The sequence below is a fragment of the Streptomyces sp. NBC_00386 genome (assembly GCF_036063235.1).
In the GTDB taxonomy this organism is placed as follows: Bacteria; Actinomycetota; Actinomycetes; order Streptomycetales; family Streptomycetaceae; genus Streptomyces.
The window spans coordinates 9,948,394-9,968,400 of record NZ_CP107950.1 but is presented as its reverse complement, the minus strand read 5'-3'; the positions used below and the strand labels follow the sequence as shown (position 1 = coordinate 9,968,400).

Annotated in this window: 12 protein-coding genes; 5 read left to right on the top strand and 7 right to left on the bottom strand. The window is 72.0% G+C overall.

Annotated features, from left to right (window positions below):
- Positions 1-2: 2 nt before the first annotated feature.
- The 6 genes from OG780_RS43625 to OG780_RS43600 form a co-directional block, all read right to left on the bottom strand.
- Positions 3-7,769, bottom strand: coding sequence for a non-ribosomal peptide synthetase (locus OG780_RS43625; RefSeq protein WP_328443611.1), 7,767 nt, complete (start codon positions 7,767-7,769; stop codon positions 3-5).
- Between the two features lie 45 nt (positions 7,770-7,814).
- Positions 7,815-9,002, bottom strand: a complete 1,188-nt coding sequence (locus OG780_RS43620) for an NAD(P)/FAD-dependent oxidoreductase (protein ID WP_328443613.1) — start codon at positions 9,000-9,002, stop codon at positions 7,815-7,817.
- 77 nt (positions 9,003-9,079) lie between these two features.
- Complete coding sequence (locus tag OG780_RS43615) at positions 9,080-9,307, bottom strand: phosphopantetheine-binding protein (RefSeq protein WP_328443615.1); 228 nt, start codon at positions 9,305-9,307, stop codon at positions 9,080-9,082.
- The gene (locus tag OG780_RS43610; protein WP_328443617.1) at positions 9,307-10,875 is read right to left on the bottom strand and encodes an amino acid adenylation domain-containing protein; all 1,569 of its coding nucleotides are present in this window, start codon (positions 10,873-10,875) and stop codon (positions 9,307-9,309) included. Before OG780_RS43610 ends, OG780_RS43615 begins: the two co-directional genes overlap by 1 nt.
- Before the next feature lie 138 nt (positions 10,876-11,013).
- Positions 11,014-11,715: an LmbU family transcriptional regulator gene (locus OG780_RS43605; RefSeq protein ID WP_328443619.1), complete on the bottom strand. Its 702-nt coding sequence runs from the start codon at positions 11,713-11,715 to the stop codon at positions 11,014-11,016.
- Positions 11,716-11,856: 141 nt separating this feature from the next.
- Positions 11,857-12,072 (bottom strand): MbtH family protein, encoded by a 216-nt coding sequence (locus tag OG780_RS43600; protein ID WP_328443621.1) that lies wholly within the window; start codon positions 12,070-12,072, stop codon positions 11,857-11,859.
- An 867-nt stretch (positions 12,073-12,939) separates the two neighbouring features.
- Here OG780_RS43600 and OG780_RS43595 point away from each other — a divergent pair.
- The 3 genes from OG780_RS43595 to argJ are packed head-to-tail and all read left to right on the top strand — an operon-like array spanning position 12,940 to position 16,391.
- Positions 12,940-14,115, top strand: a complete 1,176-nt coding sequence (locus OG780_RS43595; RefSeq protein ID WP_328443623.1) for a serine hydrolase domain-containing protein — start codon at positions 12,940-12,942, stop codon at positions 14,113-14,115.
- Positions 14,116-14,155: 40 nt separating this feature from the next.
- Positions 14,156-15,184: an N-acetyl-gamma-glutamyl-phosphate reductase gene (argC, locus tag OG780_RS43590; RefSeq protein WP_328443625.1), complete on the top strand. Its 1,029-nt coding sequence runs from the start codon at positions 14,156-14,158 to the stop codon at positions 15,182-15,184.
- A 55-nt stretch (positions 15,185-15,239) separates the two neighbouring features.
- Entirely contained in the window at positions 15,240-16,391 is a 1,152-nt protein-coding gene (gene argJ, locus OG780_RS43585; RefSeq protein ID WP_328443627.1) for a bifunctional glutamate N-acetyltransferase/amino-acid acetyltransferase ArgJ, read from the top strand.
- Between the two features lie 13 nt (positions 16,392-16,404).
- Here argJ and OG780_RS43580 read toward each other — a convergent pair whose 3' ends face one another.
- Positions 16,405-17,646 carry an RNA-guided endonuclease InsQ/TnpB family protein gene (locus tag OG780_RS43580; protein ID WP_328443629.1) on the bottom strand — a complete coding sequence of 414 codons (1,242 nt, stop codon included), beginning with the start codon at positions 17,644-17,646 and terminating at the stop codon, positions 16,405-16,407.
- 275 nt (positions 17,647-17,921) lie between these two features.
- On the opposite strand from OG780_RS43580, the gene OG780_RS43575 reads away from it, so the two are divergent.
- Positions 17,922-19,139: an acetylornithine transaminase gene (locus OG780_RS43575; protein ID WP_443062289.1), complete on the top strand. Its 1,218-nt coding sequence runs from the start codon at positions 17,922-17,924 to the stop codon at positions 19,137-19,139.
- 157 nt (positions 19,140-19,296) lie between these two features.
- Entirely contained in the window at positions 19,297-19,983 is a 687-nt protein-coding gene (locus OG780_RS43570) for a hypothetical protein (RefSeq protein WP_328443633.1), read from the top strand.
- Positions 19,984-20,007 lie beyond the last annotated feature (24 nt).

The window sequence follows — 20,007 nt, the reverse complement described above, 5'->3', positions numbered from 1 at the left end:
TCCTAAACGTTCATCTGTCGCAGCTGGAGGCGGTTCGACTTGGCCGACTTCTCGATCCGGGCCGCCAGTTCGGCGACGGTGGGGCTGCGGAACACGGTCGTGACCTTCACGTCGACGCCGAGTTCGTTGCGGATGCGGCCGACCAGCCGGGTGGCCAGCAGCGAATGCCCGCCGTTGTCGAAGAAGTCGACGTCGACACCGACCTCGTCCGCTCCGAGGAGTTCGGCGAACAGCCGGCACAGGACTTCCTCGTTGTGGTTGCGCGGTCCTCGTCCGGTGGCGGTCTCGGCGCGGTCGGGTGCGGGCAGGGCGCCCCGGTCGAGTTTCCCGCTGGGTGTCTTGGGGAGTTCGGCGAGCGGCACGAGCGCGGTGGGGACCATGTACTCCGGCAGCCGTTCGCGGGCCAGGCCGGTCAGGGCGGCGAGGTCCAGGCCGGCCGGGTCCGTGGTGGCGGCCGGCACGAGGTAGGCGACCAGGCGCTGGTCGCCGGGGCGGTCCTCGCGCACCAGGGCCACCGCGCTGTCGACGTCGGGGTGCGCGGCGAGGGCCTGTTCGATCTCGCCGAGCTCGATGCGGAAGCCGCGGATCTTGACCTGGAAGTCGGAGCGGCCGATGTACTCCACCTGGCCGTCCCCGCTCCAGCGCACGACGTCCCCGGTGCGGTACATGCGGCTGCCGGGTGCTCCGAAGGGGCAGGCCACGAAGCGGTCCGCGGTCAGTCCCATCTGTCCGAGGTAGCCCCGGGCGAGCTGGTCGCCGGCGAGGTACAGCTCTCCGGTGACCCCGGCCGGGACCGGGCGCAGGGCCGCGTCCAGGACGTACACCTGGGTGTTCCACACCGGTGTGCCGATCGGCAGGCGGTCCGCGCCGGGCACGTACTGGTGGGCGGTGACCTCGACGGCCGCCTCGGTGGGCCCGTAGAGGTTGTTGGCGGTGCAGTTCGGCAGCAGCTGGGTGAACCGGTCGGCCAGCGCGGGCGGGAACGCCTCGCCGGCGACCTCGATCCAGCGCAGGCTGGTGCAGTCCTTGGCCGAGGGTTCGGCGACGAACGCCTCCAGCAGGGAGGGCACGAAGTCGGCGCCGGTGACCTGTTCGCGCCGTATCAGTTCCGCCAGGTAGGCGGGGTCGCGGCGGCCGTCGGGGCGGGCGATGACGACCGCGGCGCCGGCCTGAAGGGGCGCGAACAGTTCCGGCACCGACACGTCGAAGCTGGCCGTCGTGCTCAGCAGCACCCGGTCCTCGGGCGTGACGTCGAAGTGCGCGAGTCCCCACTGGAGCCGGTTCATGATCGCCCGGTGTGCCACCGGCACGCCCTTGGGGCCGCCGGTGGAGCCGGAGGTGAAGATGGCGTAGGCGGCGTTGTCCGGCGACAGGGTGCGCTCGGGGTCGCTCTGCGGGTGGCCGGAGACGTCCGGGAGGCTCTGGTCGAGCACCAGCAGCGGCCGGGCGCCGGCCAGGACGTGCCGCACCCGGTCCTCGGGCAGTTCGGTGTCGATGGGCACGTAGGCGGCGCCGGCCTTGACCACGGCGTAGATCGCCACCATCAGGTCCACCGAGCGGGGGATCTTCACCGCGACCAGTTTTTCGGGGCCCGCGCCCTGTTCGATGAGCCAGTGCGCGAGCTGGTTGGCGCGCTTGTTGAACTCGGTGTAGGTCAGCCGCTCGTGCTCGCCGATGACCGCGAGGCGGTCGGGGGTGCGGGCGGCCTGGGCCTCGAACGCGCCGGGCAGGGTGTCGGGGGTGAGCGGGTGCGCGGTGTCGTTGATCTGCCGCACCAGCCGGTCGCGTTCCTCCTCCCCCAGGACCTCCACGGCGGCGACCGGCACCGTGGGGTCCTGGAGGACCTGCTCCAGGACGCGGACGAGTCGGGCGGCGATGGCCTCGGCCGCCTGGTGGTCGTAGAGGTTCTTCTGGTAGTCGAGGGACAGGCGCAGGTAGGGGTCGGAGGAGTTGAGGGTGAGGGGGTAGTGGGAGCCCGCGAACGGGCGGATGGCGTCGATCGTGAAGCCCGCGGAGGTGTTCGCGTCGACGATGCCCTCGCGGTCCACCGGGTAGTTCTCGAACACCACGATCGTGTCGAACAGGGAGGGCAGGCCGGTGCCGCGCTGGATGTCGGCCAGGCCGTAGTAGTGGTGGTCGAGCAGGGTGATCTGCCGGTTCTGCAGGTCGGTGATGACCTCGCCGAGGCCGGCTTCGGGCCGGCACAGGGCCCTGGTCGGCAGGGAGTTGATGAACAGGCCGACCATCTCGTCGCTGCCGGTCAGGTCGGCGGGGCGGCCGTTGACGGCGGCGCCGAACACCACGTCGTGCTGTCCGGTCAGTTTCGAGATCAGCACCGCCCACGCGCCCTGCAGCAGCGTGTTGAGCGTGACGCCGAGCTGTGCGGCGCGCCGGGCCAGTTCGCGGCCCTTGTCGATGGACAGCGGCACCTCGACGCGTCCCAGGGAGGATGCCTGGCCCTGGGAGGTGAGGCCCGCGGCGACGTGGGTCGGCTCGTCGAATCCGTCGAGTTCGGCCTTCCACCGGGCGGCGGAGGCGTCCTTGTCCTGCCGGGTCAGCCAGGCCAGGTAGTCGCCGTAGGAGCGGACCGGGGCGAGGGCGGTGGTCCCGGCGTACAGCCTCACCAGGTCCGTGATCACCAGCGGTGAGGACCAGCCGTCGAACAGGGTGTGGTGGGCGGTGAGGACGACCTTGGCCCGCTGCGGCCCGCAGGTGAGCAGGGCCAGGCGCAGCAACGGCGGCCGGGTGGGGTCGAGTTGGTTCGCGCGGTCGGCGGCCAGCGCCGCGTCCAGTGCCGCGTTCTGCTCGGCCTCGCTGTATCCGGTCAGGTCCAGGTGCTGCCAGGGCAGGTCGACGTGCTCGGCCACGACCTGCACCGGCTCGCCGTCGGCGGTGGTCAGGAACGCGGAGCGCAGGTTGGGGTAGCGCTCGAGCAGTGCCTGTCCGGCGGCGCGCATGCGGTCGGGGTCGACGTGTCCGGACAGGTGCAGCACGAACTGCATGTGGTAGACATCGAAGGCGCCGTCGGCGAGCGCGGCCTGGAACTGGATACCGGACTGTCCCGGGGCCTGCGGCCACACCTGGGCCAGCCGGCCGTAGCGCTCCTCCCAGGTCTCGATGTCGCGCTGGCCGACGGTGACCAGCGGGGCGTCGGCGGGGGTGAGTCCGCCGATGTCGCCGGTGGCGGCGTAGGCGGCCATGCCGTGCAGCACCTTGACCCACAGTTCGGCCAGTTCGGCGGTCCGTTCGCGGGAGAGCACTCCGGTGGGGAACATGAAGGCGGCCTGCAGTCGGGTGCCCTCGGCGGTGTCCGTGGCGACGGAGTTGACCTCCAGGGCGGACAGGGCGGGCAGGTCCGGGTCGGGCTGCGCGATCAGTTCGGCGGACCAGGACGCCGGTCCCCACCCGTCGGTGCGCAGGTGTTCGGGCACGTCGGTGTCGGAGATCCGGCCGAGGTAGTTGAACCCGATCTGCGGGACCGGGAGGCCGGCGAGCTGTTCGGCGGTCTCGGGGTTGAGGTGGCGCAGCAGTCCGTAGCCCAGGCCCTTGCCGGGGACCTCGCGCAGCTGCTCCTTGACCCGTTTGATCGCCGTGGCGGCGGCGGGGCCGCCGGCCAGCACGTCGTCCAGGTCCACCGCCGTCACGTCGACGCGGGCGGGGTACATGGTGGTGAACCAGCCGACGGTGCGGGAGAGGTCGGCGCCGGGGACGGCGTCCTCCTCGCGGCCGTGTCCTTCGAGACGGACCAGTGTCGGGCCGTCCGTGGTGCGCCAGTGGTCGAGGGCCAGGGCGAGGGCGGCGAGCAGTACGTCGGTGCCGGTGCCCTTGAACGCGGCGGGCAGGGTGGTCAGGACGGCGTCGGTGACGTCGGCGGGCAGCTGGACCCGCACGGTCTCGACGGTGGACCACACGTCGAGTGCCGGGTCGAACGCCCGGGTGCCCAGTGGGGGGTTGGGGGATTCGAGGAGGTCGCGCCAGTACGGCAGTTCCGCTTCCCGCCGCTCGGAGAGGGCCTCGTCGGCCAGGGCGGCCGCCCAGCGGCGGGCGGAGGTGCCGACCGGGGGCAGTTCGGGTGCGGTGCCGGTGCGGACCTGCTGCCATGCCTCGGCGAAGTCCGACATGAGGATGCGCCAGGAGACGCCGTCCACCACCAGGTGGTGCAGGACCACCAGCAGCCTGCCCCGGCCCGATGCGGCGGCGAACCAGACGAAGTCGGCCATGGTTCCGGCCTGCGGGTCCAGGCGGCCGACCGCGTCGTGCAGTTCCGCCTTGGCCGCGGCCAGCGCGGACGGCTCCTCCCAGCGGCCCTGGCAGTCGACCCGGCGGATGAGGTCCGCGGCCCGCACGGTGCCCGCCGGGCGGGCGACGAGGGTGGGCTCGTCGCCGCGCACCAGGTGGGCGCGCAGCAGGTCGTGCCGGTTAAGGACGGCGTCCAGGGTCGCGGTGAGGCCGTCCGCGTCGATGCCCGCGGGCAGTTCGAGGACCATCGACATGGCGAACCGGTCCGTGCCGCCGCCGTGTTCGAACACGTGCCGGGCCACCGGCTGCAGCGGCATCGGGCCGATGCCGCCTTCCTCGTCCTCCTCCAGGACGGGTGTTTGTCCCTGGCGGGCGGAGGCGACCTCGGCGAGGCGGGCCGCGGTGCGGCACTCGAAGATCTCCCGGGTGGACAGCTCCAGGCCGCGGGCCCTGGCCCTGGCCACCACCTGGATGGAGCGGAGGCTGTCGCCTCCGACCGCGAAGAAGTCGTCGTCGGCGCCGACGCGTTCCACGCCCAGGACGTCCGCGTAGGCGGCGGTGATGATGGTCTCGGCCTCGGTGCGGGGCGCGCGGTAGGCCTCGCCGAGGAACTCCGGTTCGGGCAGGGCCGAGCGGTCCAGTTTTCCGGTCGCACCCAGCGGGAGGCGGCCCAGGGCCACGAAGGCGGCCGGGACCATGTAGTCGGGCAGCCGTGCGGCGACGAACTTGCGCAGCTCGGCGGAGGAGGCTCCGGCGAGGACGTCCACGTCGCCGATGCCGCCGGCGCCGTCGTCGCCGACGGCTCCCTCACCGGTGTGCACCACGTAGGCGACGAGCCGTTTGCCGCCCGCGGGCACCTCCCGGCTGATGACCACCGCCTCGCTGATCCCGGGGTGCTGGGTGATCGCCGCCTCGACCTCGGCGGTCTCGATGCGGAAGCCGCGCACCTTGACCTGGCCGTCGCCGCGGCCCACGCACTCCAGCTGTCCCTGGGCGTTCCAACGGGCGAGGTCGCCGGTGCGGTACATCCGTTCGCCGGCCCGGCCGTAGGGGTTGGCCACGTAGCGTTCGGCGGTCAGGGCGGCGCGGCCGTGGTAGCCGCGGCCCAGGCAGGTGCCGACGACGTACAGCTCGCCGATGACGCCCTGGGGCACCGGGGCGAGGCCCGGGCCGAGGACGTAGGCGCGCATGTTGCCCAGCGGGGTGCCGATGGGGGCGACGTCGCTGTCGGACCACTCCTTGGACGGTGCGAGGGAGAAGGTGGTGGCGTAGAAGCTCTCGCTCTGGCCGTAGGAGTTGATGATGCGGGCGTCGGGCAGGGCCTCGCGCAGCTGGCGCACCAGCCGGCCCGGGAGCACGTCGCCGGCGAGGACGACCGTGCGGATGTCGGGCGCTTTGCCGAGGTGGGGGACGAGTTCGCTCAGTACCGAGGGGACGCCGCTGACGATGTGCCCGTCCCAGCTGTCGCGCTCGGCCAGTGCCAGCGTGTTCGCGACGATCTCGGCCGTGCCGCCGGTGGTCAGGGTGGTCAGCAGCTCGAAGACGGAGACGTCGAAGTTGACGGAGGTGCCGGCCAGCATCCGCCACCCGGGCGGTGTGCCGAGGACGTCCACCAGTTCCCGTACGCCGTCGACGACGCCCCGGTGGGTGATGGCCGCGCCCTTGGGCTTGCCGGTGGAGCCGGAGGTGTACATCACGTACGCGAGGTTGTCCGGGCCGAGCGGCGCGCGGCGGGCCGTGTCGTCGGGGGCGCCCGTGGCGGGCTCCCAGTCGGCGTGCCGGTCGAGGCGGACGACGGTGTCGATGGTGTTGGCGGGGATCTCCTGCCAGGTCGCGGTGTCGGTGACCGCGAAGCGCGGGGCCGCCTCGGACAGCACGCTGTGGGCCCGTCCCTGGGCGTACTGCGGGTCCAGCGGCAGATAGCCCGCACCGGACTTGAGGATGCCGAGCAGGCCGATCACCAGGTCCTCGGTGCGCGGCAGCGCGAGGACCACCAGGTCCTCGGGGCCGGCGCCGCGCCGGATGAGTTCCCGGGCGAGCGCGTCGGCCCGTTCGTCCAGTTCCCGGTAGGTCAGCATCCGGCCGTCGCACGCGAGCGCGGGGGCGTCGGGGGTGCGGGCGGCCTGGTTCTCGAACAGCTGCGGGATCGTCGCCGCGGGCGCCGCCGCGAGGGTGTCGTCGGTGCGGGCGAGCAGGTGCTCGCGCTCGGTGGTGTCGAGGACGTCGACGGTGCCGATCACGCGCTCGGGGTCGGCCACGAGCCGGCCCAGCACGCGGACGAACCGCTGTGCGATGGCGTCGGCGGTGTCCTGGTCGAAGAGGCTGGTGGCGTACTCCAGCCGGCACCGGGCGCCGCCGGAGCTGTCCGGGAGGAGGTCGAAGAACAGGTCGAACTTGGCGGTGCCGGTCTCCAGCCGTTCGACCTGGACGCCGAGGCCGGGCAGCTCGAGCGGCGGCACGGGCGGCTGCCAGGAGAGCATGACCTGGAAGAAGGGGTTGTAGGCGGTGGAGCGGTCGGGGTTGAGGAGCTCCACCAGCCGCTCGAAGGGCATGTCCTGGTTGTCGTAGGCGGCCAGCGAGCGGTCGCGGACCTGCTCCAGCAGGGCGCGGAAGGTCGGGTTGGCGGAGAGGTCGACGCGCAGTACCCAGGTGTTGACGAAGAAGCCGACGAGGTCGCGCAGTTCCTCGTCGGTGCGGTCGGTGATCGGGGCGCCGATGGACAGGTCGTCGCCGCATCCCAGGTGATGCAGCAGGACCGCCAGCGCCGCGTGCATGACCATCGACACCGTGGTGTCCGCCCCGGTGGCCAGCTTCTCCACGGCGCCGAGCAGGTCGGGGTCGATGGTGAACGGGATCCGGTCGCCGTCGGGGCTCATCACCCGCGGGCGCGGGCGGTCCGTCGGCAGGGCCAGCGGCTGCGGGAGGTCGGCCAGCGCCTTGCCCCAGTAGGCCAGTTGGCGGGCGGAGAGGCTGTCCGGGTCGGACTCGTCGCCGAGCACGTCGCGCTGCCACAGCGTGTAGTCCGCGTACTGCACCGGAAGCGGCTCCCACTCGGGTGCCCTGCCCTCGGCGCGGAGCGCGTAGGCGGTGGTGAGATCGCGGAACAGCGGCCCGAAGGACTCCCCGTCCACGGCGATGTGGTGCGCGACGACGACCAGGGTGTGCTCGTCGGGTGCGCACCGCAGCAGCCGGGCGCGGATCGGGGTGTCGGCGGCCAGGTCGAAGGTGGCGGTGGCCGCCTCCTCGACGGCCGCCGCCCGGTCCTGCTCGGTGACGTCGAGGACCCTCAGGTCGAAGGGCTTCTCCCCCGACGCCAGCACCTGCTGGTGCGGGACGCCGTCGTCGCCCTCGACGATCACGGTGCGCAGGACCTCGTGCCGGTCGACGACGTCACCGAGCGCCGCCTGCAGCGCGCCGGCGTCCAGTTCACCGGTCAGCCGCAGGGCGAAGGCGCCGTTGTAGGTCGGCGAGGGGCCTTCGAACCGGTCCACGAACCACAGCCGGCGCTGCGCGAACGACAACGGGATCATTGTGTTTCTCCAAATCGGCAGAACCAGGAGGGAGCGGGCCGCGACTCAGCTCAGGTCGAGCAGGTCCAGAAGTTCGTCGTTGTAGAAGTCGTCGATGGAGCACGCCCCCGACAGGGTCGAGAAGTAGCGGTCGATGTGCTCCTGGTGGCCGACCAGTTGCTGCAGCATCTCCACGCGGCCCTCGGGCTTGAGCTCGGCCACGTTCAGGGCGCCCTGGTAGTGGCTGAGGGCCTCGCCGCTCAGGTCGTTCTCGTAGCGCTTGAGCGCGGTGCGCAGCGCGGCGTCGTCGTGCAGCTGCGTGCCGACGTGGTCGATGAGGGACTGGGCCTGGGCGAAGGCCTCGGTGATGCCGCGGGCGGTGATGGAGTCCTTGTGGTTGACCGCGTCGCCGACCAGCACCCAGCCGGGGCCGTAGGCCTTGCGGAAGTAGTTCTCCTGGTGGCCCGTGCCGTAGATCTGCTCCACCCGCCGGCCCGCCCGCATCCGCTCGTACAGTTCGGGCGCGGTCGTGCGGAAGGAGTCGAGGTAGAAGGGCTCCACTCCCTTGCGGACCTCGTTGTAGAGGTCCTGCGGGAAGTAGGTCATCAGCAGCGTGAGGTCGTCGTTGGTGGGGATGACGCCGATCCAGCGGCCGGGCCGCTCGTACAGCTCGAAGTGCGAGGGGACGTTCTCCCAGTAGCTGTAGTAGGTGCAGCTCACCCGCGGGTGCTCGATGACGTTGCGCGCGCCCGTCTTGCGGGCCACCAGGGAGCGCATGCCGTCCGCTCCGACGACCAGGCGTGCCCGCTCCGTGGTCTCGGTGCCTTCGGGTGTCGTGTAGCGCACGCCGGTGACCCGGTCGTCCTGCCACACCAGGTCCTTGACCGCGCAGCCCTCCCGGAAGTCCACGCCGGCCTCGACGGCCCCCTCGGCGAGCAGCGGGTCCAGGACGTAGCGCCGGGGGGCGTAGGTGTGGTCCAGGCCGTCGACCGGCAGGGAGAAGCCCTCGATGCGCACCCCGGGGCCCTGGTAGCTCTGGCGGGTGATGGGCCGGCAGCCCGCGTCGCGGAGCTTGCCGAGCAGTCCCCACCGGTTCAGCAGTCCCATGCCCTGCATGTGGATGTAGTGCGAGGACAGCGTGTCCTGCGGGAACCGTGCCTTCTCCAGCAGCAGGACCCGGTAGCCCTGCCGGGCGAAGAGCATGGCCGTCGGCGAACCCGCACAACGGGCACCGATGACAATCACGTCGTACATGGCGCGCCTCTCTGACCAGATAGTTTTTTGCACGCAACGCGGCCCGCGGGCCGGGAGATCCTCGTGGGGCCGGCCGGCTATCGATGCGGCGGCAGGGATTCGATGTAGGCGGAGATCGACGCCACCGTGGGGTGGAGGAACATCTGGTCCATGGGGACCTCGGCGCCCAGTTCCTCCAGGAAGGCGCCCTGGATCCTGACCATGATCACGGACTGGCCGCCGAGGGCGAAGAAGTCGTCGTCGGCCGCTATGTCCTCGCGCTTCAGTTCCCGGCGCCAGATGGCGTGCACGCTGTCGGCAGTCATCACTGTCCTCGGTTCTTGAGGGCGTCGACCAGCGCCGCGCGGTCGACTTTCCCGTGCGGGCTCAAAGGGATCGCCGCGATGTCGATGAACCTGGCCGGGACCATGTTCCGCGGCAGCGCCTGAAGGAGGCGGGCGCGCACGGCGTCCTCGGCGAGAGCGCCCGCCTCCGGTACCACGAACGCGGTCAGCTCGGCCTCGCCGGCGTCGGTGTGGGTGACCGCCACGGCGGCCTCCCGCACCTCGGCCAGCCTGCCGAGCGCGCGTTCGATGTCGGTGGGATCGATGCGCATGCCGCGCACCTTCACCTGTGCGTCCATCCGCCCGGCGACGACGAGGTCACCGGCCTCGCTCACCCGGCCGCGGTCGCCGGTGCGGTACAGCCTGACCGGCGCGCCGTCGACCTCGACCGTCGTGAACCTGGCGTTCTCGGGGCCGGCGGCGCCCAGGTAGCCGGCGCCGACACCGGCCCCGGCGATGCAGATCTCGCCCTCCTCCCCCGCTTCGACACCGCGCAGTCGCTCGTCGAGGAGGTGGATGTCGGTGTTGTACGCCGGCCGGCCGACCGGGGCGATGTCGTGCTCGCCCGTCCGGTACCCGGCGAGGTCGAACGACGTCGCCACGTCCGTGCACTCGGCCACGCCGTACTGGTGCAGCAGGGTGCAGGTGTTGCCCTCGCGCCGCATCCAGTCGGTGAGCCGCTCGGGCTTGAGCGCCTCCCCGCCGAACAGGACGTAGTCGAGACGGGTGAGGGCGTCGCCGCCGCGCGCGTTCTCCCAGTCGATCAGTACGTACAGGGTGCTGGAGGCGCAGTGCACCACGCGGATGTCGTGCTCGCGCAGGACGCGGTAGGCCAGCATGGCGTCGAAGTTGCGGCTGGCCAGCAGGTACTGGGTGGCGCCGCAGAACAGCGGTGTCATCAGCGCGCGTTGGGAGAGGTCGAAGCCGAACGCGCTGACGACGAGGTTGTCCGAGCCGCTGTGCAGGCCGTACTCGAGCTTCAGCCAGTTCATCAGGTTGAACCAGCCCTCGTGGCGCACCGCGGTCAGCTTCGGCGTACCGGTGGAGCCGGAGGTGAAGACGGCGTAGCAGATGTCGTCGCCCGTGACGGGGACGCCGGGAGAGGTCTCCGGCAGGTCCGCCAGGTGCTCGCCGAGTTCGTCGAGGTCGACGACGTCGACGGCCGCCGAGGCGACCATGGCGGCCGTCGCCGGGGAGGCCACGATCAGGGCGAGGCCGGGGACCTGGCCCAGCAGCAGCTGGAGCCTGGCGGCCGGGTAGGCCGGGTCGAACGGCACGTAGGCCGCGCCCGCCTTCAGTGTGCCGAGGATGGCGACGAGCAGGTCGATGGAGTAGTCGAGGCAGACGCCGACCTTCGCGCCCCGGCCGTGTCCGCGCGCAGTGAGGAAGTGCGCGAACCGGTTCGCCCTCGCGTCCAGTTCGGCGTACGTCACCTGCCGGCCGGCCCAGACGACGGCGACGGCGTCGGGGGTGGCCTGCGCGTGCGCCTCGAACTGCTGGTGGACGACGGGCGCCGGGGGAAGGGCGACCCGTTTTCCCTGAAGGATCATCAACTGACTCCGATATGAGGGGTGTCCAGAGGGGTGTCCGGTCGGACGAGCCGCCGGCCCGCCGCGCGGTAGGGGTGTGCCGGCGCCTTCGGGCGGTGCGGGGCGGCTTCGGGCGGTGCGTCGGTGCGCGCTGCTTGTTCAGGCGGTGCGCCGGTCGGTGGTGCGCCGGTCGGCGTCGTGCCGGTCGGTGGTGTCGAGCGTCTGGGTGACCCACCGGCCGACGGGCAGGCCGTGTGCGGCGGCCTGCCGGGAGTAGTGCTCCAGCTGGTCGGCGGACAGCTCGATGGTGAGCGTGGTGACCTGCCGGTGCTGCTCGGTGGCGGCCGGCTCGACGGGCCGGGGCACCTCCCGCTTCCCGGTGTCCGTGCCCGGGGAGTCGCCGGCCTCGTCGCTCTGCGCGGCCAGGCCGGCGCGGAGCGCCCTGCGCAGTTCGTTGCGCGACCACTTCTGCTGTTCGGCCCTGCGCAGCCAGTAGTCCTGCTCCGGCGGCGAGAGGCGGGTGACCTCGGCGTGGTGGGCGAAGCTGAGGCCGTCGTGCCTGCGGTGGTGCTCGAACCGCCGGGCCACCCACGCGTAGTTGCGCAGGGTCTGGTAGTCGAGCCCGGTGCGCTCGATCGCCTCCTTGTAGCGCCGCCACCCGTAGGTGGCCTCACCGTAGAGCAGCCAGTCGGCGAGCCACCACGCGGAGGAGTTCACGAGCTCGCGCAGGTTGGCGCCGATCCGCTCCCAGGACCGCTCCGGCAGGTTGGGGGGGAAGACCATCCCCGACTTCTGCACCGTGGCCTGCGACCCCACGAAGGACAGGACGTCGCCCTGCGCCGGCGCACGGCCGGCGTCCACGGGCCCCGGCCGGTGCCTGCCCGCGGTTCTCACAGCCCCCGTCACAACCTTCAACTCCCCACTCGAAGTGTCTTCCTGGGCGCGGACCGGTCCGGGGCGGACGGCAGCGTCGTGCCGGCCGGGTCGCGGGAGCGGCGGCGGTCAGTCCGCCGCCATGGCCTCCTGAAGGCTCTTGGGCCGCAGGTCGGTCCAGTTCTGCTCGACGTACTCCAGGCACTCGGCCTTGGCCGCCTCACCGAAGACCACACGCCAGCCCGCGGGCACCTCGGCGAACACCGGCCACAGGGAGTGCTGCTCCTCGTCGTTGACGACCACGTAGAAACGGCCGTCCGCGTCATCGAAGGGGTTCGTGCTCAACTGGGCACCGTCCTTGTCGGTCAGGGGGTGACTCGGGATGGGAAATCGCCTGGCCGGGTGCGCGGGGCACCGGGCGCGGGTCCGCCGGCCGGTGCCCGTCCGGTCGACGGGACACCCGCGCTGTCCGGTCGACAGGACAGCCGGCGCCGGTGGCGGCCCCGGCGATGCCTCAAAACCGTAGGGAGCACGCCGTCGGCGCTACAAGGGCGGCGGCCCCGTCGGCCCCCTGCCGTCCGCCCGCACCCGCGCCCCGCGGTGATCCTCTGTACCGGGCCGGTTTCGTGTGCCACGATGCCGCGCCCACGGAGCCGCCGGGCACCGGGTGATGCCGGTCCGCGGACCGGCCGGGCAGCCCGCAGCACCCCGCCCCGGACCCGGCCGGGCAGCCGACGACGCCCCGCCCGGACTCGACCGGGCCCCCGCGACGCCTTGATCCCGGACTCGGCCGGGCACCCGGCGACGCCCTGGCACCGGAGTCGGCCGGGCACCGGGCGACGGCGTGCCCGCGGACTCGCCCCGGGCCCGTTTGAGGCCGCGGATGGCACGGGACGCGGCCCCGGCGCCGGACGCGGGCCGGGCGCAGCCCTTCGCCCCTCCCCCGCGCCGCGCGGCGCGCGGCGACGGACGTACGACCCGGCCACACCCGGGGTGCGCCGAACTCCCTTGCGCGCACCGGTAGAACGATCAATTCCGGCCGTCGGCGGGGCAGGGCGGCGGGCGGTCGGAGGGCAGTGCACCTGCGCCTTCCCGGCCGTGGTGGCGCCGCACGAGTTGCCCGCGAGCCAGGTGACCTACGGTGCCGCCACGAACCGCACCTGTACGGATCCAGCCAATGTGCGGACGAGACGAAGAGACGGGGAAACGACGATGACGATGCGGAACAGGCCAAGAGCCGGCGTGGTCGGCCTGGCGGCGGTGGCCCTGACGGCCACCGTCCTCACGGGTCCCGCCCGGGCATCGGGTGACACGGCCGCGGGGGCGGCCGGCCACCAGAGCACGCAGGCGGCGATCGAGGCGGCCGTCGCGGCCGGTGTCCCCGGCGTGAGCGCCGAGGCGCGGGACGCCGCCGGTGTCTGGAAGACCGCGGCGGGCGTCGGCAACCGGGAGACGGGCGCGCCGCGCGGCAAGAACGACCGGTTCCGCACCGGCAGCATCACCAACACCTTCGTGGCGACGGTCCTGCTCCAGATGGAGGCGGAGAGGAAGATCGGCCTCGACGACCCGGTCGAGCGCTACCTGCCCGGCGTGGTGAGCGGCAACGGCAACGACGGCGCCCTGATCACCGTCCGGCAGCTGCTGAACCACACCAGCGGGCTGTTCGACTACCTCGCCGACGTGCCGTACTACCAGACGTACACCATGGGCGACAGCTTCCTGCAGCACCGCTACGACACCCTGACGGCCCAGCAGCGTCTGCAGGTGGCCTTCTCCCACGCGCCGCTGTTCCAGCCCGGCGCCCGGCACGCGTTCTCCCACACCAACGACGTCCTGGCGGCACTGATCGTCCAGAAGGTCGGCGGCAGGCCGTACGAGGACGAGGTGCGCCAGCGCATCATCGAGCCGCTGGGGCTGACGTCGACGTCCAACCCCGGCACCGGCAGCGACCTGCCCCGGCCCAGCGGCCGCGGCTACTCCAAGCTCTTCTACAGCACCCAGCCGGAGCGGATCGACGACGTCACCGAGCTGAACGGCTCCCAGAACTGGGGCGACGGCGACATCATCTCCAGCGCCCACGACCTGAACCTGTTCTACCGGGCCCTGCTGGGCAAAAAGCTGCTGCCGGCGCAGCAGCTGAAGGAGCTGAAGACGACCGTCGTCAACCCCGACCTGCCGATCACGTCCTACGGGCTGGGCATCGAGAAGCTCACGATGAGCTGCGGCGACATCTGGTACCACGACGGGGGTGTGGTGGGGTCGCTGACGCTGGCCGCCTTCACCGAGGACGGCCGTCATGAACTCACCTTCAACTACAACGGCGACTGGGACGCGTCGGCGATCCTGCCCATCCTGAACGCCGAGTTCTGCGAGCAGACGTCCGGCTGACGCCACGAGGCAACCCGACCGCGTCCCACCAGGAGAGCAGATGACAGTGCGAGCAGCCGTGGCCGGAGCGAGCGGGTACGCGGGGGGCGAACTCCTGCGTCTGCTCCTTTCCCACCCCGAGGTGCGGATCGGCGCCCTGACCGGGCACTCCAGCGCGGGGCAGCGGCTGGGCACCCTCCAGCCGCACCTGGCCGCGCTGGCCGGACGGGAGGTGGGGCCCACCACCGCCGAGGCCCTTCGGGGACACGACGTCGTCTTCCTCGCCCTGCCGCACGGCCAGTCCGCCGCCGTGGCACGGGAGTTGGACGAGAACACGCTCGTCGTCGACTGCGGGGCGGACTTCCGTCTCGCGGACGCGGCCGACTGGGAGAGGTTCTACGGCTCCCCGCACGCGGGCACCTGGCCCTACGGACTGCCCGAACTGCCGGGCGCCCGCGAGAAGTTGGCGGGTGCCCGGCGCATCGCGGTGCCGGGCTGCTATCCGACGGCGGTGTCCCTGGCGCTCTTTCCCGCCTACGCGGCCCGTATCGCCGGGCCGGAGGCGGTGGTCGTCGCGGCGTCGGGCACGTCGGGGGCCGGGAAGTCACCCCGGGCGGACCTGCTCGGCAGTGAGGTCATGGGGTCCATGCGGCCCTACGGCGTGGGCGGCGGCCACCGGCACACCCCGGAGATGGTGCAGAACCTCAGCGCCGTGGCGGGCCACCGAATCGCCGTCTCCTTCACCCCGACCCTGGCCCCCATGCCGCGCGGCATCCTGGCCACCTGCTCCGCCGCGGCCCGGCCCGGCACCGGCGTCCAGGACGTGCGGGCCGCGTACGAGAAGGCGCTGGCCGACGAGCCGTTCGTCCGGCTGCTGCCGCAGGGACAGTGGCCCAGTACCGGGGCCGTGTACGGGTCGAACGCCGTCCAGGTCCAGGTGGCCCTCGATCCGGCGGTCGGCCGGATCATCGCGGTCAGCGCCGTCGACAACCTCACCAAGGGCACCGCGGGCGGCGCCGTGCAGAGCATGAACATCGCCCTGGGTCTTCCCGAGGAGCTGGGGCTTTCCACGACCGGAGTCGCACCGTGATCCGGGGCGGCACGGACATCAGCCGCTGACGCGGCGCGCCGATTGAGGAGATGCAGTGAGCGTCACCGCAGCACGAGGCTTCAGGGCGGCGGGCACCGCCGCGGGAATCAAGAACAACGGCAGCCCGGATCTGGCGCTGGTGGTCAACGACGGGCCGTGCTGTGCCGCGGCCGGTGTCTTCACCTCCAACCGTGTGCAGGCGGCCCCCGTCCAGTGGTCCCGGCACATCCTGGCGGACGGCGGGATCCGCGCGGTCGTCCTCAACTCCGGCGGCGCCAACGCCTGTACCGGAGCGCAGGGCCTGAAGGACACGCAGGCCACCGCCGAGCGGGCCGCCGGCCTGCTCGGCCTGGACTCCGGTGAGGTGGCGGTGTGTTCCACCGGGCTCATCGGCGTGCCGCTGCCGATGGAGCGTCTCCTGCCCGGCGTCGAGAGCGCCGTCGCGCTGCTGTCCGCGGTCGGCGGCCAGGACGCGGCGCGCGCGATCATGACCACCGACACGGTGCACAAGACGGCCGCCGTCACCCGGGACGGGTGGACGGTGGGCGGCATGGCCAAGGGCGCGGGCATGCTCGCCCCCGGGCTCGCCACCATGCTGGCCGTGCTCACCACGGACGCCGACCTGGACGGTGCCTGCCTGGACAGGGCGCTGCGGGACGCCACCCGCGTCACCTTCGACCGGGTCGACTCCGACGGCTGCATGTCCACCAACGACACCGTGCTGCTGCTCGCCTCCGGTGCCGCCGGAATCGCTCCCGCGTACGGCGAGTTCGCGCAGGCCGTCCACGCGGTCTGCGCCGACCTGGCCCGGCAGCTGACCGGGGACGCGGAGGGCGCGAGCAAGGAGATCCGTATCGAGGTCACGGGCGCCGCGAGCGAGGACGACGCGGTCGAGGTGGGCCGCTCCATCGCCCGCAACAACCTCCTCAAGTGCGCGATCCACGGCGAGGACCCCAACTGGGGCCGGGTCCTGTCCGCCATCGGCACCACCTCCGCCGCCTTCGAACCCGACCGGCTCGGCGTCGCCATCAACGGCGTGCGGGTGTGCCGAAGCGGCGGCATCGGCGAGGACCGCGCGCTGGTGGACATGAGCGGCCGCGACGTCCACATCACCGTGGACCTCGCCGCCGGCACGGACCGCGCGGTCATCTGGACCAACGACCTCACCGCCGACTACGTCCACGAGAACAGCGAGTACGCCTCTTGACATCCTCCCCTTCCTAAAGGAGAGGGATTCCCGCCTGCCTGCCGGTGGTCACCGGCTGGGGCTTCGGGTGGGTTCCCCGTTCAACGGGCCGTGCCTGGCGCGGGTTTTCCGCACCAGGACTGACCGGCCCTCCAGGGGCGTTTAGCCTCTCCGCCTGTCCGGCGGCGAGGATCACACGCGACGCATTGAGGTCACGATCATGCTCAGTACCGCAGCCGCTGCACCGCCAGGTGCGTACGTACAGCGGCTTCTTCCCGTCCACGGCCCAGCACACCGAACACGTCTGGGACGACGGCAGCCAGCGGGAGACGACACCGACGTGACGGCCGGCTCGAGCGGCCTTGTCCTCCAGCACGCGGCGGAACGTGCCCCACGCGGCATCGTGGACGGACTTGGCCATGCGGGTGCGTGCGAGGCCAGAGACCGCCAGGTCTTCGAGGTAGACCGCTTGGTTATCGCGGACCAGCCTCGAAGCACTCTGATGGCACCAGTTTCTGCGCGCGTCGGCCACCCGGACGTGAGCACGGGCGACGCGGATGCGGGCCTTGGCCCGGTTCGCGGATCCCCTCACCTTGCGGCTCAAGGTCTGCTGCGCCTTCCTCAGCCTCCGCTCGGCGCGGCGCAGGAAGCGCGGATTGTCGATCACCTTGCCGTCGGAGAGAACGGCGTAGTGGGTCAGGCCGAGGTCGACGCCGACCTCGGCCGTGACGGGCACAAGCGGTTCGAACTCGACCTGAACGACGAAACTCGCGAAGTACCGGCCCGACGGATCCTTGATCACGGTCACCGACGCCGGAGCCGACGGCAGCGGACGCGACCAGCGCACCCGCACATCACCGATCTTCGCGAGGTTCAAACGGCCGTTGTCCCGCAACCGGAACCCGTTCTTCGAGAACCGGACCGACTGCCGTGCCTCCCGCTTCGACTTGAACCGGGGCAGGCCCACACGGCGACTCCGCTTCCCCGACACCGACGCGAAAAAGTTCGCATACGCCGTATCCAGGTCCCGCAGGGAGGACTGCAAAGCGTCCACGGACACCTCGGCCAGCCACGCCCGCTCGGGCGTCCGCTTCGCCTCCGTGATCACCCGCCGTGCCAGAACACCCGTCGCAATACGCGACTTGTCCACCGCATAGGCGGACTTCCTGGCGGCCAGCGCATCGTTGTAGACCACCCGGGCGCAGCCGAACGTACGGGCCAGCGCAGTGCGCTGACCCGGCGTCGGGTCGATCCGGAAGGAATACCTCAGATACACGTGGCCAACGTACTGGCCGCCACTGACAACGCCGTTGCGCCCAGAGGGCGAACCGGCTTTCCCTGCCCTGCTCCGCAGGAGCTTCGTTTCCTCCCCCGGCTGAAGCCAGGGGTATCCACGAAGGAGCCTCGATGAGCCTTTCCGAACGCGCGGGCACGGCGGTCGTGCCGGACGGCGGCACCGCCGCGGGCAACAGCACCGGCACCGGTTCGGGTGCGGGTGCGGAGAGCGGCGGGGCGGCCAACGCGGCGCTGACCGGCCGCTGGCAGGGCGTCATGATGGACAACTTCGGCACCCCCCGGCTGCCTCTCGTCGAGGGCCGGGGCTGCCGGGTCCGGGACGCGGAGGGCAACGAGTACCTCGACTTCTTCGGCGGCATCGCGGTCAACGCGCTCGGCCACGCCCATCCCGCGGTCGTAGGGGCCGTCTGCGCGCAGATCGCCTCCCTCGGGCACGTCTCGAACCTGTTCGTCGCCGAGCCGACCGTGCGCCTGGCCGAACGCCTGCTGGCCCTCGCCGGCCGCGAGGGCCGGGTGTACTTCTCCAACTCCGGCGCCGAGGCCACCGAGGCGGCCTTCAAGATCGGCAGGCTCACCGGCCGCACGCACATGGTGTCGACGACCGGCGGCTTCCACGGCCGCACCATGGGCGCCCTGGCGCTGACCGGTCAGAGTGCCAAACAGCGCCCCTTCCTGCCGCTGCCGGGCGAGGTCGCCCATGTGCCCTTCGGGGACGCCGTGGCCCTGCGTGCCGCCGTCACCGAGGACACCGCGCTGCTGGTGCTGGAGCCCGTGCAGGGGGAGAACGGCGTGGTCGTGCCGCCGCCCGGCTATCTGCGGGCGGCCCGCGAGATCACGGCGGCGACCGGGACCCTCCTGGTCCTGGACGAGGTGCAGACCGGCATCGGGCGCACGGGCCACTGGTTCGCGGCCCAGGCCGAAGGCGTCGAGGCGGACGTCGTCACCCTCGCCAAGGGCCTGGGCGGCGGTCTGCCCATCGGCGCGACGCTCGCCTTCGGCGCCGCCGCGCATCTGCTGACGCCCGGCACGCACGGCTCCACCTTCAGCGGCAACCCCGTGGTGTGCGCGGCCGCCCTCGCCGTCCTGGACACCATCGAGCGGGACGGCATCCTCGAGCGGGTGGTCCGGGCCGGGCGGCGGCTGCGGCGTGGCCTTCGGGACCTGGACCATCCGCTGGTGCGTGAAGTCCGCGGCGCCGGCCTGCTGGTGGGCGTCGTGCTGGAGGGGAACCTGGCGGCACGCGTGCAGCAGGCCGCCCAGGACAGGGGTCTGCTGGTGAACGCGGCGGTGCCGGACGTCATCCGGCTCGCCCCGCCGCTGATCGTGTCGGACCGCGAGGTGGACACCTTCCTCGAGGGGTTCGGGGCGGCGCTGTCCGAGGTCCGCGGCGACGTCCGTGCCGGGGTGCGCGGCGACGTCCGTGCCGGGGCCGATGCCACCGCGGAGCGTTCACTCTCACTCCATTGCAACTAACCAGGTTGGTGACGTTGCATTATATTCACATCCATTGCAACAATTAAACAGCGTTGAGCTGCAGTGATGGATACAGTGCGCAACAGACTTGTTGCCACATCATTGAATGCAACGTAGCGTTTTCTGCATCGGAAAACACGAGTCCAAGGAGCCCCCGATGCAGAAGACCGCGTACGCGACGCAGAAGTTCGACACCCCCGCCCCCATCCGCGCCGAGGTGGACATCCCCGCCGGACGCATCCGGTTCGTCGCCGCCGACCGGGCCGACACCGTGGTCGAGGTCCGGCCCGCCGACCCGGCCAAGAAGCGCGACGTGAAGGCGGTCGAGGAGATCAGGACCGTCTTCGGCGACGGTGTCCTGCGCATCGCGGCCACCGAGGCGCCCCACCCGTTCCTCGGGCACTCCGGGTCCGTCGAGGTGACCGTGCAGCTTCCGGCCGGCTCCCGGGTCGAGGCGAAGGCGGTCGCCGCCGAGTTCCGCGGCGTCGGACGCCTCGGCGACGTCGCCTTCGAGGGCGGCCACCGCTCGGTCCAGATCGACGAGGCCGCAAGCACCCACCTCACCGTCCACGAGGGCGAGGTCTCGGTCGGCCGCCTCGGCGGCCCCGCCGAGATCAGCGTCCACAAGGGCGGCATCCGGATCGGCGAGGCCGTGCGCGGCACGGTCACCCTCGCCGTCCAGCACGGCGACATCACGGTGGGCGCCGCCCCCGGCGTCTCCGCCTCCCTGGACGCCGAGACCGGCTACGGCCGCATCGACAACTCCCTGCGCAACACCGGCACGTGCGACCTGGACGTGTACGCCACCACCGTCTACGGCGACATCACCGCCCGCGGCCTGTGACCGCCCGCACCCCCGAAGGAGCAC

Coding starts and splice junctions, on each gene's coding strand:
- OG780_RS43625 (WP_328443611.1), bottom strand. CDS start 7,769: ATGATCCCGTTGTCGTTCGCGCAGCGCCGGCTGTGGTTCGTGGACCGG.
- OG780_RS43620 (WP_328443613.1), bottom strand. CDS start 9,002: ATGTACGACGTGATTGTCATCGGTGCCCGTTGTGCGGGTTCGCCGACG.
- OG780_RS43615 (WP_328443615.1), bottom strand. CDS start 9,307: ATGACTGCCGACAGCGTGCACGCCATCTGGCGCCGGGAACTGAAGCGC.
- OG780_RS43610 (WP_328443617.1), bottom strand. CDS start 10,875: ATGATCCTTCAGGGAAAACGGGTCGCCCTTCCCCCGGCGCCCGTCGTC.
- OG780_RS43595 (WP_328443623.1), top strand. CDS start 12,940: ATGACGATGCGGAACAGGCCAAGAGCCGGCGTGGTCGGCCTGGCGGCG.
- argC (WP_328443625.1), top strand. CDS start 14,156: ATGACAGTGCGAGCAGCCGTGGCCGGAGCGAGCGGGTACGCGGGGGGC.
- OG780_RS43575 (WP_443062289.1), top strand. CDS start 17,922: ATGATGGACAACTTCGGCACCCCCCGGCTGCCTCTCGTCGAGGGCCGG.
- OG780_RS43570 (WP_328443633.1), top strand. CDS start 19,297: ATGCAGAAGACCGCGTACGCGACGCAGAAGTTCGACACCCCCGCCCCC.